Genomic DNA, 15,598 nt, shown 5'->3' on the forward strand with positions numbered 1-15,598 from the left:
GGGCGCGGCCGGGGTGGCGCTGATGCTGGGTGGTGCGGGCCTCCTGCTCGGCGTGGCCGCGGCACCGGCCCAGGCGGCCGAGGTGTCGTTCGCGACCCACTGCGTGCCGCCCGCCGGCATCGACCCGGTCGACGGGACCACGAAGGTCGAGATCACCGCCCCGGCCACGGCGAAGGTGGGCGACACGGTCGATGTCGTGTGGAAGTTCGTGCAGGCCGCGTCGAAGAACCCCGACATCATCGACCTTCCCGCCGACTCGGTCGAGCCGTCCGGCATCCTCAAGGCGGCCGGTGCGCAGACCGCGGACATCGCCATGCAGGGGGCACGCAAGAACCCGGCGATCCCCAAGGGCGGCGCCATGGTGCTGTCCGACATGAAGGGCACGCTGAAGCTGACGACGCCGGGTGAGGTGACGCTGACGCCGGACGCGTACACCGTCAACGCCATGTCCACGGACACCAAGTGCACGCCGACGGAGTCGGTGCAGAAGGCGGCGACGATCGAGGTGGCGGCGGGGAACGGGAGCACGTCGAGTACGTCGGCGTCACCGACCGGCACTGCCTCGGCCTCGCAGTCTGCCTCGCAGTCGGCGACCCCGTCTCAGACGTCGAGCGAGTCCGCCTCGGCTTCGGCGAGCGCGAGCGACGGCACGGGCAGTGGCCAGACCGACTTCACCGGCAAGGAGGTCCAGGTGCCCTACACCTGCAAGACGCCCATCGGCGACAAGAGCGCGACCTCGCCCGTGCAGATCAACGCCAAGAAGAACGGCGGAAGCTTCGACCTCACCGTGCAGTTCAAGAAGTCGGTGATGAACAGTCCGGCGGACATCCCGAAGGGCTCGGTGAAACCGTCGATGGAGGTCGTGCTGGGCGGCGCCGACAAGGGCACCGTCCATGTCGAGGGCCCCACGAACGCGAGCGACATCAAGTCGGGCGACCCGATCGAGATCCCGGACCTGACGGGCACGTACAAGCCGGGCGCGAGCGGGCAGTCGACGCTGTCGCCGGGCGTGCTGACCATCAAGGCCCTGGGGACGACCACGACGTGCACGCCGACGAAGACCGCGGTGTCGCTGACCCTGGACACCTCGCAACAGCCGGGCGGGGCGTCCGGCGGCTCGTCGACATCGGGAGGCACCTCGGGATCGGGAGGCACCTCGGGCGGGCTGGCCCAGACCGGCGCGGACGACCACGGCGCCCTGAAGGCCCTGGGCCTCGTGGCCGGGACGGCGATCCTGCTGGGCGGGGCGGTGTTCACGTTCCTGCCGCGGCGCGTCCGCTGACCCCCCGGGAACGGCGGAGGGCCGCCGCACCCACGCGGGTGCGGCGGCCCTCCGGAAGCCGGGACCGACGTCAGTGCACGTCGCCCATGAGCTCCTTGACCTTCTTGCGGTACATCCACACCGCGAGACCGGCGACCACGGCGAGCGCGGCCTCCAGGGCCACGATGCCCGTCTTGTTGAGGTCGACGCCCGCGATGGAGAGCAGACCGGTCGTGGCGTCACCGGCGGTGACGGCCAGGAACCAGACACCCATCATCTGGGAGGCGTACTTCGCCGGCGCCATCTTCGTGGTGACGGACAGGCCCACCGGGGACAGGGTCAGCTCACCGACGGTCTGCACGAAGTAGATCGCGACCAGCCACATCGCCGCGGCCTTGTGGCCGCCGTCGGCGATCGAAAGCGGGGCGAGGAACAGGAAGAAGGACGCACCGATCAGGACGAGACCCGAGGCGAACTTCACCGCCGTGCTCGGCTCCTTGCCACGCCGGTTCAGGGCGAGCCACACCCAGGCGAAGACCGGGGCCAGCGCCATGATCATGACCGGGTTGACCGACTGGTACCAGGAGACCGGGAACTTCCAGCCGAAGATCGTGTTCTCGGCCGACGAGTCGGCGAAGATCGACAGGGTCGAGCCACCCTGGTCGTAGATCATCCAGAACACGGCCGCGGCCACGAAGAACCAGATGTACGCCGTCATCCGGGACTGCTCGGGGCGGTCCAGGTCCTTGTCCCGCTTGATCCGGGCGATGACCATGACCGGAATGATCAGGCCGGCGAGGGTGATCGGGACCAGCAGCCAGTTCAGCGTGTAGACACCGGAGAAGCCGACGATCGCGTAGAAGACGACCGCGACGGCCGCCCACAGAGCCGACTTCTGCAGCGTGGAGGTCTTCTCCGCGGGGCTCAGCGGGGTCGGGACCACCTTGGAGCGCTCGCTCAGGTGGCGGCCGCCGAGCAGGTACTGGCCGAGGCCGAGCGCCATGCCGACCGCGGCGAGCGCGAAGCCCAGGTGCCAGTTGACGTTCTCACCGACCGTGCCGATGACCAGCGGCGCGGCGAAGGCGCCCAGGTTGATGCCGATGTAGAAGAGCGTGAAGCCACCGTCGCGGCGCGCGTCGTCCGGGCCCTCGTAGAGATGGCCGACCATGGTCGAGATGTTGGCCTTCAGCAGACCCGAGCCGATCGCGACGAGACCGAGACCTGCGTAGAAGGTGCCGGAGGACGGCAGGGCCAGCGTGAGGTGGCCCAGCATGATGACGAAGCCCGCCACGGCGACCGTCTTGCGGGGGCCGAGGACACGGTCGGCGAACCAGCCGCCCGGCAGGGCGAGCAGGTACACCAGCGACACGTACACCGAGTAGATCGCGGTCGCGGTGGCCGCGCTCAGGTGCAGGCCGCCCGGTGCGACCAGGTACAGCGGGAGAAGGGCCTTCATGCCGTAGTAGGAGAACCGCTCCCACATCTCGGTCATGAAGAGAGTGGCCAGTCCGCGGGGGTGGCCGAAGAAGGTCTTCTCGGAACCGGGGGTGCCCGGGCGGACCGAGTCCTTCGTCAGGCTGGACGCCATGGTCGTTCCTTGTAGGTCGGGGCGAGCGCGTGGGGGTCCCCTGCTCGAACGAAGCGAAGAGAGCTTCGGGGAGTCGCACGCCCGGTGGGGCGGCCGGTTGGGGTCCCCCCTGCTCGAAGAGCTCGGGGGAGGGATCGGTCGTCCACCCCCACGCCCACGGGGTGTCCGCTCCGGGTCACGGAGCGGCGGACGGCGACCACCGGGATCCACGCCTCTACGCGCGTCGACGCGCCAGAGGCCCGGCCACAGGTCATTCCTTTCAAGGCTGGCGGGAACCAGCCCGCACACAAAAGAGACCTTCAGCGTCAAGTGCCCGCCAAAGGTCCCCGGTGGTGCTAGAGGCGTTCTGGTCACCATACGGCATGACAGCACCGGATATGGAAGGACTTGAGACACGGATCACAGGTGATTCCGGAACTATGGACACCTATTCGAAGGCGTTCACCCGGATGGCGCCCCACAGCCGCAGGCGCGACTCCGTTCCGTGACGGACCGTCGCGCCTGATCATCATCGCAGCCCAAGGTAAGAATTCTCGCCAGTCGATCACACCTGCGATCACACCTTTGCTCTTGTCATAGGCGGACTACCATCACCCCATGACCCGTGTACTGCTCGCCGAGGACGACGCTTCCATCTCGGAGCCGCTGGCCCGTGCCCTGCGCCGGGAGGGTTACGAGGTCGAAGTGCGCGAGGACGGACCCACCGCGCTCGACGCCGGAATGCAGGGCGGCGTCGACCTGGTCGTCCTGGACCTCGGGCTGCCCGGCATGGACGGCCTGGAGGTGGCCCGCCGACTGCGCTCCGAGGGCCACACCGTCCCGATCCTCATCCTGACCGCGCGCGCCGACGAGGTGGACACCGTCGTCGGCCTCGACGCGGGCGCCGACGACTACGTCACCAAGCCCTTCCGGCTCGCCGAGCTGCTCGCCCGCGTCCGGGCGCTGCTGCGCCGCGGCGCCACCGAGCCCTCGCAGCCGCCCGCCACGCACGGGGTGCGCATCGACGTCGAGTCTCACCGGGCGTGGATGGGCGACGAGGAGCTGCAGCTCACCGCCAAGGAGTTCGACCTGCTGCGGGTCCTTGTGCGGGACGCGGGCCGGGTCGTCACGCGCGACCAGCTGATGCGCGAGGTCTGGGACACGACGTGGTGGTCGTCCACCAAGACGCTGGACATGCACATCTCCTGGCTCCGCAAGAAGCTGGGCGACGACGCGGCGAATCCGCGGTACATCGCGACGGTGCGGGGAGTGGGTTTCCGCTTCGAGAAGAGCTAGGCGCTGCCGCTGGGCTCCGCCGGGATTTCGGGTGCTCGGGGTGACTACGCGCGTTGCGCCTTGCCCGCTGACGCGCCGTGTGCGTCTGCGGGCAGTGTGTGGCTGGTCGCCGCCCACGCGGCGGAGCCGTATGACGTCACAGCCCCGCGCCCCTGAAGGGGCGCTGCCCCACCTCTGGGGTGCCGATGGGCCCGGGGGCACACTGGTCGTCGTAAAGCCACCGCCCGGAGGGCCCCGTGCGTCGTCGTCTCATCCAGTCCACCCTCGCCGTCGTCCTCGTGGTGATCGCTGTCTTCGGCGTCTCCCTGGTGATCGTCGAGACCCGGACGATCAGCAACAGCGCCCAGGAGCGCGTCGACTCGGAGGCGCTCCGGCTCGCCAGCATCGTGGACAGCCGGCTCCTCGGCGACGAGAAGGTCACCGCCGCGGTCTTCAAGGACCAGGTCACCGGCGACCGGTACGCGGTGATCGACATCCCAGGCCAGACCCCCATCAAGGTCGGCGCCAAGGCGACCGGCGACGTCATCCACTCCACGGCCAAGGGCGAAGAGGGCGAGACGGTCCGCGTCGAGGAGCCCCGCTCCGCGGTCACCCGCGAAGTCGGCCGTACGCTGCTGATCATCGCCCTGGTCGCCCTGCTCGCGATCATCGCCGCTGTCCTGCTCGCCGTACGCCAGGCCAACCGCCTCGCCTCGCCGCTCACCGACCTCGCCGAGACCGCTGAGCGCCTCGGCTCCGGGGACCCGCGCCCGCGGCACAAGCGGTACGGCGTCCCCGAGCTGGACCGGGTCGCCGATGTCCTCGACTCCTCCGCCGAGCGGATCGCGCGCATGCTGACGGCCGAGCGGCGCCTGGCCGCGGACGCCTCCCACCAGCTGCGTACGCCCCTCACCGCGCTCTCCATGCGCCTGGAGGAGATCACCCTCACCGATGACCCGGACACGGTGAAGGAGGAGGCGACAATCGCGCTGACGCAGGTGGAGCGGCTCACGGACGTGGTGGAGCGGCTGCTGACGAACGCCCGCGACCCGCGCACCGGCTCCGCGGTCTCCTTCGACCTCGACGAGGTCATCCAGCAGCAGCTCGCCGAATGGCGCCCCGCCTACCGCAGCGCGGGCCGCGCGATCGTCAGCTCCGGCAAACGGCATCTGCGGGCCGTGGGCACCCCGGGCGCGGTCGCCCAGGTGCTGGCGGCCCTGATCGAGAACTCCCTCATGCACGGCGGCGGCACAGTCGCCCTGCGCACCCGTGTCACGGGCAACCAGGCGGTCGTGGAGGTCACGGACGAGGGCCCGGGCGTGCCGCCCGAGCTGGGCTCCCGCATCTTCGAGCGCACGATCAGCGGCCGCAACTCCACGGGCATCGGTCTGGCGGTCGCCCGTGACCTGGCGGAGGCCGACGGCGGCCGCCTGGAAATGCTCCAGGCGAAGCCCCCGGTCTTCGGCCTGTTCCTGTCCCGCACGCCCCTGAAGATGCCGCCGACGGGGGAGGAGCCGGAGCGGACGGTCAGGTAGGACGAGGGCGCGGGAGGGGCGGCGGCCCGGGTTCGGCGGGCTCGCGGGGCAAGCAGCAGAGGCGGGCACCGTGGCGTGCAGCAACCGGAAGCAGCGCGTCGGATATGGCCGGATCCCGTCGGGGCGGCATCCGGTGGGGGGGATCCGGTGGAGGCGGGATGTGGTGGGGCCCGGAGTCCGGGGCCGACCGCCGGGCGAGGCGCACTCGACAGGGCCGCCGGACCAGCTTGGAGGAGGGCGCCGGGCGGACTCCGCTCGCGCGGCGCAGCCAGTCGGGGCCGGCCATCGGTCAAGACGTACTCGCTGGAGACGACTGGAGAAGAGCGGCTCGGTAAGGCGAGCAGCCGGGCCAGGGGCGAGAGCGGCCCCACGGTCAGGTGAAGCCAAGCCCGGCGTCCGCCGTACGACAAACGCGCAAACCCGGAGTTCGCGGGTTTGCGCGTCGTTGCACGGCTCAGCGGTTGACGCGCTGCCTGCGCCCCCGCTCCTTCTCCGCCTGCTTCAGGATCGACTCCGCGCCCGCCACGGCCTCCCCGGCCGGCATCGCCTTGAAGACCCACGAGCGGTACGACCAGAAGCGGAACAGGGTCCCGAGGCCGATGCCGAGGAACTTGAAGATGTTGCTCTGCAGCGGGCTGTCCCAGCCGAAGCCGTACGTCGCCACGTACAGCACACCGTTCTCGATCACGAGTCCCGCCGCGCTGAACAGCAGGAACAGCGTCATCTCCCTGGTGCTGCCGCTCTTGTCGCGGTCCCGGTACGTGAAGTAGCGGAACCCGATGTAGTTGAAGACGATCGCGACGACGGTGGCGATGAGGCTGGCGCGGACCACCTGGAGACCGGTGACGTTCCGTACCAGGTTGAACACAAGGAGATTGACCAGCAGACCGGCCCCGCCGACCGCGCCGAACTTGGCGATCTCGCGTGCGAGCTGGTCGAACTGCCTGCGCACCGCGCCGTGGGGCTTGTCCTTCAGGCCTGTGGAACCACTGCCCATCGTCTCGCCAGCCCCCGTCGGGTCGCTCGTATCTGTCTGTGTCGTTCGGTCGAATCGGCCGACCGGCAGGGCGTGCCGGGCCGTTCCGTCAACCCCGCCATGCTAACCACCGGCCGTGAGCGGCGCCCGTGGACAGGTCATGAGGACGACAAGAAAGCGCCTACAGGAGCCCCAAAGGGACGGAAACCGGCCCCCGTGGCGCGGCCGATACCCTAGGTGCGTGACGTTCCCGGTAGTCGGCATGGTCGGCGGAGGCCAGCTCGCTCGTATGACCCACGAGGCAGGCATCCCGCTCGGCATCAGGTTCAAGCTCCTCAGTGACACCCCCCAGGACTCCGCGGCGCAGGTCGTGAGCGACGTCGTCATCGGCGACTACCGCGACCTGGACACGCTGCGCGCGTTCGCACGGGGGTGTGACGTGATCACGTTCGATCACGAACATGTGCCCACAGAGCACCTGCGGGCCCTCGAGGCTGACGGCATCCCCGTCCGCCCGGGTCCGGACGCGCTCGTGCACGCCCAGGACAAGGGTGTGATGCGCGCGAAGCTCGACGCGATCGGCGTGCCGTGCCCGCGCCACCGGATCGTGAGCGACCCGCAGGACGTCGCCGCCTTCGCCGCCGAGCTCGAAGGGGGCGGGCACGAAGTGCCCTCCGCCAAGGACGGTGGTGGGAGACGGGCGGGCGGATTCCCTGTCGTCCTGAAGACCGTCCGCGGCGGCTACGACGGCAAGGGCGTGTGGGTCGTACGGTCCGTCGAGGAGGCCGCCGAGCCGTTCCGCGCCGGCGTCCCGGTCCTTGCCGAGGAGAAGGTCGACTTCGTACGGGAGCTGGCCGCCAACGTCGTACGGTCGCCGCACGGTCAGGCGGTCGCCTATCCCGTCGTCGAGTCCCAGCAGGTGGGCGGGGTCTGTGACACGGTGATCGCACCCGCCCCCGACCTCGACGAGGCCCTCGCGCTCCAGGCCGAGGAGATGGCCCTGCGCATTGCCAAGGAGCTTGGCGTCGTCGGCCACCTCGCCGTCGAGCTGTTCCAGACCCGCGACGGCCGCATACTCGTCAACGAGCTGGCGATGCGCCCGCACAACTCGGGCCACTGGACCCAGGACGGCGCGATCACGTCGCAGTTCGCCAACCACGTACGGGCCGTCCTCGACCTCCCGCTCGGCGACCCGCGCCCCCGCGCCCCATGGACGGTCATGGTGAACGTCCTCGGCGGCGACTACCCGGACATGTACTCCGCGTACCTGCACTGCATGGCCCGCGACCCCAAGCTCAAGATCCACATGTACGGCAAGGACGTGAAGCCCGGCCGCAAGGTCGGCCACGTCAACACCTACGGCGACGACCTCGACGACGTGCTGGAGCGCGCCCGTCACGCTGCCGGCTACCTGAGAGGCACCATCACCGAATGAGCCCTGTTGTAGGCATCGTCATGGGATCGGACTCCGACTGGCCCGTCATGGAGGCCGCCGTCCAGGCCCTCGACGAGTTCGAGATCGAGTACGAGGTCGACGTCGTCTCCGCGCACCGTATGCCGCGCGAGATGATCACGTACGGCGAGCAGGCCGCGGACCGCGGTCTGAAGGTGATCATCGCGGGCGCGGGCGGTGCCGCCCACCTGCCCGGCATGCTGGCGTCCGTCACCCCGCTGCCGGTCATCGGCGTCCCGGTCCCGCTGAAGTACCTGGACGGCATGGACTCTCTGCTGTCGATCGTGCAGATGCCGGCCGGTGTGCCGGTTGCCACGGTCTCCGTCGGCGGTGCCCGCAACGCAGGTCTGCTCGCGGCCCGCATCCTGGCCGCGCACGACGAGGAACTCCTCGGCAGGATGAAGGAGTTCCAGCAGGACCTCAACCACCAGGCCACCGAGAAGGGCAAGCGTCTGCGTGCCAAGGTGGAGGGAATGGCGGGCGGCTTCGGCTTCGGCTCGGGGAAGTGACGCCGATGACCTCGCCGTCCCTGGAGGCAGCCCGGGAACTGCTGCGCGAGTTTCCGGTCGTCGACGGGCACAACGACCTGCCCTGGGCACTGCGCGAGCAGGTCCGCTACGACCTCGACGCCCGCGACATCGCCACCCACCAGAACGCCCATCTCCACACCGACATCCCCCGCCTGCGCGAGGGCGGGGTCGGCGCACAGTTCTGGTCGGTGTACGTGCGCAGCGACCTCCCGGGCGCGGTGCCCTCGACGCTGGAACAGATCGACTGCGTACGGCAGTTGATCTCCCGTCACCCGGCCGATCTGCAACGCGCACTGACCGCCGCCGACATGGAGGCGGCGCGCGCGGACGGCCGCATAGCCTCTCTCATGGGCGCCGAGGGCGGTCACTCGATCGCCAATTCCCTCGGCACGCTGCGGGGGTTGTACGAGCTGGGCGTGCGCTACATGACCCTCACCCACAACGACAACGTGGCATGGGCGGACTCGGCGACGGACGAGCCCGGGGTCGGCGGCCTGTCGGACTTCGGCCGTGAGGTCGTACGCGAGATGAACCGGCTCGGCATGCTCGTCGACCTCTCGCACGTGGCGGCGACGACGATGCGCCATGCGCTGGACACGACGGACGCCCCGGTGATCTTCTCCCACTCGTCCTCGCGTGCGGTGTGCGACCACCCGCGCAACATCCCCGACGACGTCCTCGAACGCCTTCCCGCCAACGGCGGCGTGGCGATGGTGACGTTCGTGCCGAAGTTCGTCCTGCAGGCCGCGGTCGACTGGACGGCCGCGGCGGACGAGAACATGCGCGCGCACGGCTTCCACCACCTCGACACGACCTCGGAGGCGATGAAGGTCCACCGGGCCTTCGAGGAGGCCAACCCGCGCCCGGTCGCCACGGTCGCGACGGTCGCCGACCATCTGGACCACATGCGCGAGGTGGCGGGCATCGACCACCTCGGCATCGGCGGCGACTACGACGGCACGGCCTTCACCCCGGACGGCCTGAACGACGTCTCCGGTTACCCGAACCTGATCGCGGAGCTGCTCGACCGCGGCTGGTCGAAGGCCGACCTGGCCAAGCTCACCTGGCAGAACGCGGTACGGGTGCTGGGCGCGGCCGAGGATGTGGCCCGTGACCTCCAGACGCGGCGGGGCCCGTCGAACGCGACGCTGGAACAGCTGGACGGCTGAAGCGAAGGGGGGCGCCGGCACCGGCCGGCGCCCCCTCGGCCGCTCAGGTGAAGTCCGCGTACGCCAGGTGCTTCGCACAGCCGCGGCAGCGGAACAGATACGCCGTGGGCTGGCCGTCGGCGTCCAGCGAAGCGAAGAAGGTGTCGCCCAGGGTCTCCCGGAGGCTCTCCCCGGCGTCCGGATACTCCGCCAGCTCCTTGGTGCCCGCCCGGCCCAGATACGTCGCCGCGTCCCCGCAGTGGGTCAGCCAGCGCTCCTGCTGCCAGCCCGAGAAGCCCGGCGTGCGCTGCTCGACGATGCGGACCACCGCCGTCGGTGCGTCCCCCGTCACCTCGGTGAACTGCGCCTCGAAGCGCTCCGCCGCACTGCCGTCCGCGATGCACCACGGGCACAGCTCCGCGCGGACGTCCGCGACCGCGTACACGGGGCCCACGTACACGTATCCGCGCCGCAGCCCGCAGCACAGACACTCCGTGTCCGCGGCGACCACCGAACCGGTGGCCAGGGGGTCCGGGTGGTACGGAAAGGACGGCAGCTCCGCCGTCGTCGCCGGATCGCTCATGCCCCTACCCTGCCGCATGAACGAAAGGGGCACCCCGCAGGGTGCCCCGGAAACTCCCGCGCGTTGCGGCAACAGGCCGCGCGCTACGGCAGGTTGCGCGCCATCACGATCCGCTGGACCTGATTCGTGCCTTCATAAATCTGGGTGATCTTCGCGTCGCGCATCATGCGCTCCACCGGGTAGTCGCGCGTGTAGCCGTATCCGCCCAGCAGCTGGACGGCGTCCGTGGTGACCTCCATCGCCACGTCCGAGGCGAAGCACTTGGCGGCGGCGCCCTGGAAGGTGAGGTCCTTGTCGCCGCGCTCGGACTTGGCGGCGGCCGCGTACGTCAGCTGGCGGGCGGCCTCGATCTTCATGGCCATGTCGGCGAGCATGAACTGGATGCCCTGGAAGTCGGCGATCGGCTTGCCGAACTGCTTGCGCTCCTGGACGTAGTTCTTGGCGTAGTCGAGGGCGCCCTGGGCGACACCGAGGGCCTGGGCGGCGATGGTGATGCGGGTGTGGTCCAGCGTCTTCATCGCGGTCGCGAAGCCGGTGCCCTCCTCGCCGATCATGCGGTCCGCCGGGATGCGGACGTTGTCGAGGTAGACCTCGCGGGTGGGGGAACCCTTGATGCCGAGCTTCTTCTCCGGGGCACCGAAGGAGACGCCCGGGTCGGACTTCTCGACGACGAAGGCCGATATGCCCTTGGAGCGCTTGTCGGGGTCGGTCACCGCCATGACCGTGTAGTACTCGGAGACGCCCGCGTTCGTGATCCAGCGCTTCACGCCGTTGAGGACCCAGTGGTCGCCGTCGCGGACCGCGCGCGTCTTCATACCGGCCGCGTCGGAGCCCGCCTCCGGCTCGGAGAGGCAGTACGAGAACATCGCGTCGCCCTTGGCCAGCGGCGCCAGGTACTTCTTCTTCAGGTCCTCGGAGCCGGAGAGGATCACCGGCAGGGAGCCGAGCTTGTTCACGGCCGGGATCAGCGAGGAGGACACACAGGCGCGCGCCACCTCCTCGATCACGATGACCGTGGCGAGCGCGTCGGCGCCCGCACCGCCGTACTCCTCGGGTACGTGCACCGCGTGCAGGTCGTTCGCGACGAGGGCCTCCAGCGCCTCCTGCGGGAAGCGGGCCTCCTCGTCCACCGCCGCGGCGTACGGCGCGATCTTCGCCTCGGCCAGCGAGCGGATGGCGTCACGGAGCATGTCGTGCTCCTCGGACGGGCGGTACAGGTCGAAGTCAGCCGTTCCGGCCAAGGTCTCTCACGCTCCAAAAACGCTGCGATGCCGACGCTAATTACCGTTAAGTAACCCAAATTTTAGGGGTACGCCCACGCGAGTGATACGTGAGCTTGGCGACAGCGGGAAAGTTGCCCGCCGAGGCGCCCGACTATGCTCAGGCACCGATTCACCGCGATACCCCTCTGGAGCACCCATGAGCCTCAAGATCACCGTGATCGGTACCGGCTATCTCGGCGCGACGCACGCGGCGGCCATGGCCGAACTGGGGTTTGAGGTCCTCGGGCTCGATGTCGTTTCCGAGAAGATCGAGATGCTCCAGCGCGGCGAGGTCCCGATGTACGAGCCGGGTCTCGAGGAGTTGCTGCGCAAGCACGTCGCGGGCATCGAGGGGTCGAGCGGACGTCTGCGCTTCACCATGGACTGGGCCGAGCTGGCCGATTTCGGCGACATCCACTTCGTCTGTGTGAACACTCCGCAGAAGCACGGCGAGTACGCCTGTGACATGTCGTACGTCGACGCCGCGATCGCCTCTCTCGCGCCGCACCTGAAGGCCCCCGCCCTCGTCGTCGGCAAGTCGACCGTGCCGGTCGGCTCCGCGGACCGTCTGGCCGCCTACCTCGCCGAGCACGCGCCCGCCGGCCAGGACGCCGAGCTGGCCTGGAACCCGGAGTTCCTGCGTGAGGGCTTCGCCGTCAAGGACACGCTGCACCCCGACCGGATCGTGGTCGGCGTGCGCAGCGAGCGCGCCGAGAAGCTGCTGCGCGAGGTGTACGCGACCCCGGTCGCGGAGGGCACGCCCTTCGTCGTCACCGACTTCCCGACCGCCGAGCTGGTGAAGGCCTCGGCGAACTCCTTCCTGGCCACCAAGATCTCCTTCATCAACGCGATGGCGGAGGTGTGCGAGGCCGCGGGCGGCGACGTGGTCAAGCTGGCAGAGGCCATCGGGTACGACGACCGGATCGGCAAGAAGTTCCTGCGGGCCGGAATCGGCTTCGGCGGCGGCTGTCTGCCGAAGGACATCCGGGCCTTCATGGCACGCGCGGGCGAGCTGGGCGCCGACCAGGCGCTGACGTTCCTGCGCGAGATCGACTCCATCAACATGCGCCGCCGCGGCCAGATGGTGGAGATGGCGCGCGAGGCGCTGGGCGGCAGTTCGTTCCTCGGCAAGCGGGTCGCGGTGCTCGGCGCGACGTTCAAGCCCGACTCCGACGACGTACGGGACTCGCCCGCGCTGAACGTCGCCGGGCAGATACATCTCCAGGGCGGTCAGGTCACGGTCTACGACCCCAAGGGCATGGACAACGCCCGGCGGATCTTCCCGACGCTCGGGTACGCCGACTCGGCGCTGGAAGCGGTGCGCGGCGCCGACGTCGTACTCCACCTCACGGAGTGGCGGGAGTTCCGCGAGCTGGACCCGGCGGAGCTGGGCGCGGCGGTCACCTCCCGCGTCCTTCTCGACGGCCGCAACGCCCTCGACCCGGAGCTGTGGCGCCGGGCGGGGTGGACGTACCGGGCGATGGGTCGCCCCACCGCGTAATTGCGCAATCCGTCCGAACGGACGGGTGTGACGGGGTGACGCCGGTCCGGCCGAGGCTCAGTCGGCCGGACCGGCGTCTTGTTGCATTCTGCACCACCGCGGTGACGCGTGAGCGACGAGTGCCCAACTACCCCCGCGGTATCCCTATTTGGCCCGGTATCGCCGCATCTTCGCGCGGGCCCCGCACACCGACATCGAGCACCAGCGGCCCTTCCCGGCGGGACTGCGGTCGTAGTACGCCCAATGGCACTCGGGCAGTTCGCAGGCCTTGAGGCGCAGCCAGGTGCCCGCGGTGAGGGCCTCCGCGACGGCCGCCGCCACCCGGGAGAGCAGGGATCCCCGGTCGGCGGGGGTGAGGACAGCCGAGCCGTCCCGTGCGTCGACGGCCACGTACAGCGGCGCCCGTGCCAGCAGCTCGCCCAGGGGTGTCACCTCGCGGTGCGGTGGATGGCCCGCGTGTGCCAGGCAGACCGCGCGCAGGGACTCCCGCAGCTCTCGTACGTCCGCCAGGTCCCCTTCCGCGATGCCGAACTCGGCGCGTCCCTCGGCCGTGCCCAGGCGGTCCGCGCCCGATTCCAGGTCCACGGTGTTGACCAGGGCCTCCACCAGGGCGAGAGCACCCGGGGCCGGGGCCCTCTCACTCATGTCTGCGACCTCATGCCCGTGACGTTACCTCTCGGAATTCCTCTTGCGACGTTACCTCCAATGCGGGATCATGCGGTAACGGTTACCGGTTGACTGCTTCTACAGGTAACCCGCTTTCTAGAGGTAACGCAGCCTTCAAGTTCTGCAGCTCCAAGTTCCAAGGAGGAAGTCATGGCTCTCGCCAAGCTGGGCGTCGTCGTCCTGGACTGTCCCGATCCGCGCGCGCTCGCCGGTTTCTATGCGGAGGTGCTCGGCGGCACGGTGGAGGGTGACGGCGAGTGGGTCGATCTGAAGGTGCCCGGCGGCCAGTCACTGGCGTTCCAGACCGCGCCCGGTCATGTACCGCCGAAGTGGCCGGCCCCCGACGACTCGCAGCAGTTCCACCTGGACCTCGTGGTCCAGGACCTGGACACGGCCGAGAAGGACGTCCTGGCGCTCGGCGCGCAGCCGCTGGACGCGGCGGACCGCTCGCGTACCTGGCGGGTGTACGCGGACCCGGCCGGGCACCCGTTCTGTCTCTGCGCCTGCTGAGACGCCGTGACCATCGCGGCGCCTGCTGCGGCGCCGTGATCATCGCTCAGACGGCGACCGCCAGCTCGTAGCCGGCGGTTCGCACGTCTGTGCACAGGGCCCGGCAGTTCTCGAAGAGGACCTCGAACTCGGGGTGGTTCCGCCATCCTTTGAGGGACTCCAGGTCGCGCCACCACGAAAACGAGATGAAGTGGTTCGGCTCGTGCCGTTGCCGGATGAGCCGGGCCGAGAGAAAGCCGTCATTGGCCTCCTTGGTCCAGGTCAGGAACTCCGTCCACCGCTCCAGGAACTCCTCGGCCTTGCCGTCGGCCACATGCCAGTCTCCCGAGGCCCAGTAACGGCTGTCCTCCGCCATGGCGCTCACCTCATTCCGCGGCACCTGAATTCCGTGGTCCCTGCGCCTCAGCGTAGGGCGAGCTCGGGTGGGCTGCCGCATGGAGCGGGGCGCCCAAAAAGGGGCGCACCCAAAAAGGGGCGCGCCCAAAAAAGGGGCGCACCCAATCAGATGGGTTGATTCATCCGATGCACTGATCATCGGTGCGTCCCGGTCGGTCCTGACGAGGAGTCAGGTGGCTCCCGGGCCAAGCTGCCCCTCGGGCTCGGGGGAGTCCCCGAGCCGGTGGACACGAGGAGTAGGCAGCGCGCTCGCGTCGCTTGCGCCGGTCCGCGCCCTGCGTGGGCCGGCATACGGGCGTGTCGGTCCGCGCGGGCGGCGGGGGTGACGACTGCAGGGAGAGACCGCCGGGCCGGAAGGCCGTCCAGCAGTCACTGAGTCACGGCGACGACTGCAGGAGGGGGCCGACCGGGCCGACGGGTGCCACGGGTGCCACCGGCGCCACGGGTGCGACGGGTGCCACCGGCGCCACGGGTGCGACGGGTGCCATCGGGGCCACGGGTGCGACGGGTCCGAGGGGCGACCTGGGTGCCACGGGCGCGACTGGCACCACGGGTGCCACGGGTGCCACGGGTGCCATCGGGGCCACGGGTGCCACGGGTGCCACGGGTGCGACCGGGAGCCACCTCGATGTCGGTGCGAGCGTCGCCGCGGGTCCGCAGGACATTCCGAACAACACCGACACCAAGATCGCTTTCTCCATCGTCAACTACGACACGGATGCGATGTTCGATGCGACAGACTCGTCGCTGGTGGTTCACACCCCGGGCCGCTACCTGCTCAAGGCCAGGATGCGAGCTGCTCGTGCCGTAACGGCTGTAGCGGAAATGGAGCGGGGGGGGGGGCCGGCCCCGGGGGGCCCCCCCCCCCCGGGGGGGGGGGCCGGGAGGCCAGCACCCCCCCCCCCGGGGGGGGTGATAAGGGGGCCCCAACCAAA

Annotated in this window: 14 protein-coding genes; 8 read left to right on the forward strand and 6 right to left on the reverse strand. The window is 69.9% G+C overall.

Annotated features, from left to right (window positions below; translation table 11 throughout):
* The first annotated feature begins 22 nt into the window (after positions 1-22).
* Positions 23-1,282, forward strand: coding sequence for a hypothetical protein (locus tag ABT186_RS27150; RefSeq protein ID WP_351223389.1), 1,260 nt, complete (start codon positions 23-25; stop codon positions 1,280-1,282).
* Positions 1,283-1,352: 70 nt separating this feature from the next.
* Here the strand turns inward: ABT186_RS27150 and ABT186_RS27155 are convergent, their stop codons facing one another.
* Positions 1,353-2,849, reverse strand: coding sequence for an oligopeptide:H+ symporter (locus ABT186_RS27155; protein ID WP_351235541.1), 1,497 nt, complete (start codon positions 2,847-2,849; stop codon positions 1,353-1,355).
* Between the two features lie 597 nt (positions 2,850-3,446).
* Here ABT186_RS27155 and ABT186_RS27160 point away from each other — a divergent pair.
* Positions 3,447-4,124 carry a response regulator transcription factor gene (locus ABT186_RS27160; protein ID WP_351235539.1) on the forward strand — a complete coding sequence of 226 codons (678 nt, stop codon included), beginning with the start codon at positions 3,447-3,449 and terminating at the stop codon, positions 4,122-4,124.
* A 236-nt stretch (positions 4,125-4,360) separates the two neighbouring features.
* Positions 4,361-5,638, forward strand: a complete 1,278-nt coding sequence (locus ABT186_RS27165; RefSeq protein ID WP_351927274.1) for a sensor histidine kinase — start codon at positions 4,361-4,363, stop codon at positions 5,636-5,638.
* Between the two features lie 454 nt (positions 5,639-6,092).
* Here ABT186_RS27165 and ABT186_RS27170 read toward each other — a convergent pair whose 3' ends face one another.
* Entirely contained in the window at positions 6,093-6,635 is a 543-nt protein-coding gene (locus ABT186_RS27170; RefSeq protein ID WP_351235535.1) for a GtrA family protein, read from the reverse strand.
* Between the two features lie 220 nt (positions 6,636-6,855).
* On the opposite strand from ABT186_RS27170, the gene ABT186_RS27175 reads away from it, so the two are divergent.
* From ABT186_RS27175 to ABT186_RS27185, 3 genes are read left to right on the forward strand one after another with little or no spacing between them, the layout of a single operon-like run.
* Positions 6,856-8,049 carry a 5-(carboxyamino)imidazole ribonucleotide synthase gene (locus ABT186_RS27175; protein WP_351235533.1) on the forward strand — a complete coding sequence of 398 codons (1,194 nt, stop codon included), beginning with the start codon at positions 6,856-6,858 and terminating at the stop codon, positions 8,047-8,049.
* Positions 8,046-8,576 (forward strand): 5-(carboxyamino)imidazole ribonucleotide mutase, encoded by a 531-nt coding sequence (purE, locus tag ABT186_RS27180; RefSeq protein WP_351235531.1) that lies wholly within the window; start codon positions 8,046-8,048, stop codon positions 8,574-8,576. Before ABT186_RS27175 ends, purE begins: the two co-directional genes overlap by 4 nt.
* A 5-nt stretch (positions 8,577-8,581) precedes the next feature.
* Positions 8,582-9,766, forward strand: a complete 1,185-nt coding sequence (locus ABT186_RS27185) for a dipeptidase (protein ID WP_351927276.1) — start codon at positions 8,582-8,584, stop codon at positions 9,764-9,766.
* A 43-nt stretch (positions 9,767-9,809) separates the two neighbouring features.
* On the opposite strand, the gene ABT186_RS27190 is transcribed toward ABT186_RS27185, so the two are convergent.
* Positions 9,810-10,328, reverse strand: a complete 519-nt coding sequence (locus ABT186_RS27190) for a CbrC family protein (RefSeq protein ID WP_351235527.1) — start codon at positions 10,326-10,328, stop codon at positions 9,810-9,812.
* An 83-nt stretch (positions 10,329-10,411) separates the two neighbouring features.
* A complete protein-coding gene (locus ABT186_RS27195; RefSeq protein WP_351927278.1) occupies positions 10,412-11,569 on the reverse strand; it encodes an acyl-CoA dehydrogenase in 1,158 nt (385 codons plus the stop codon).
* 178 nt (positions 11,570-11,747) lie between these two features.
* Here ABT186_RS27195 and ABT186_RS27200 point away from each other — a divergent pair, with 178 nt between their 5' ends.
* Positions 11,748-13,091 (forward strand): UDP-glucose dehydrogenase family protein, encoded by a 1,344-nt coding sequence (locus ABT186_RS27200; RefSeq protein WP_351927280.1) that lies wholly within the window; start codon positions 11,748-11,750, stop codon positions 13,089-13,091.
* 144 nt (positions 13,092-13,235) lie between these two features.
* Here ABT186_RS27200 and ABT186_RS27205 read toward each other — a convergent pair whose 3' ends face one another.
* Positions 13,236-13,736 carry a CGNR zinc finger domain-containing protein gene (locus tag ABT186_RS27205; protein ID WP_351235521.1) on the reverse strand — a complete coding sequence of 167 codons (501 nt, stop codon included), beginning with the start codon at positions 13,734-13,736 and terminating at the stop codon, positions 13,236-13,238.
* A 171-nt stretch (positions 13,737-13,907) separates the two neighbouring features.
* On the opposite strand from ABT186_RS27205, the gene ABT186_RS27210 reads away from it, so the two are divergent.
* Positions 13,908-14,267 (forward strand): VOC family protein, encoded by a 360-nt coding sequence (locus tag ABT186_RS27210; protein WP_351235520.1) that lies wholly within the window; start codon positions 13,908-13,910, stop codon positions 14,265-14,267.
* 46 nt (positions 14,268-14,313) lie between these two features.
* On the opposite strand, the gene ABT186_RS27215 is transcribed toward ABT186_RS27210, so the two are convergent.
* On the reverse strand, positions 14,314-14,622 hold the full coding sequence (locus tag ABT186_RS27215; RefSeq protein ID WP_351235518.1) for an antibiotic biosynthesis monooxygenase family protein: 309 nt from the start codon (positions 14,620-14,622) through the stop codon (positions 14,314-14,316).
* Between the last annotated feature and the right edge of the window lie 976 nt (positions 14,623-15,598).

It is taken from the genome of Streptomyces sp. NPDC001634, assembly GCF_040298185.1.
Taxonomy (GTDB): domain Bacteria; phylum Actinomycetota; class Actinomycetes; order Streptomycetales; family Streptomycetaceae; genus Streptomyces.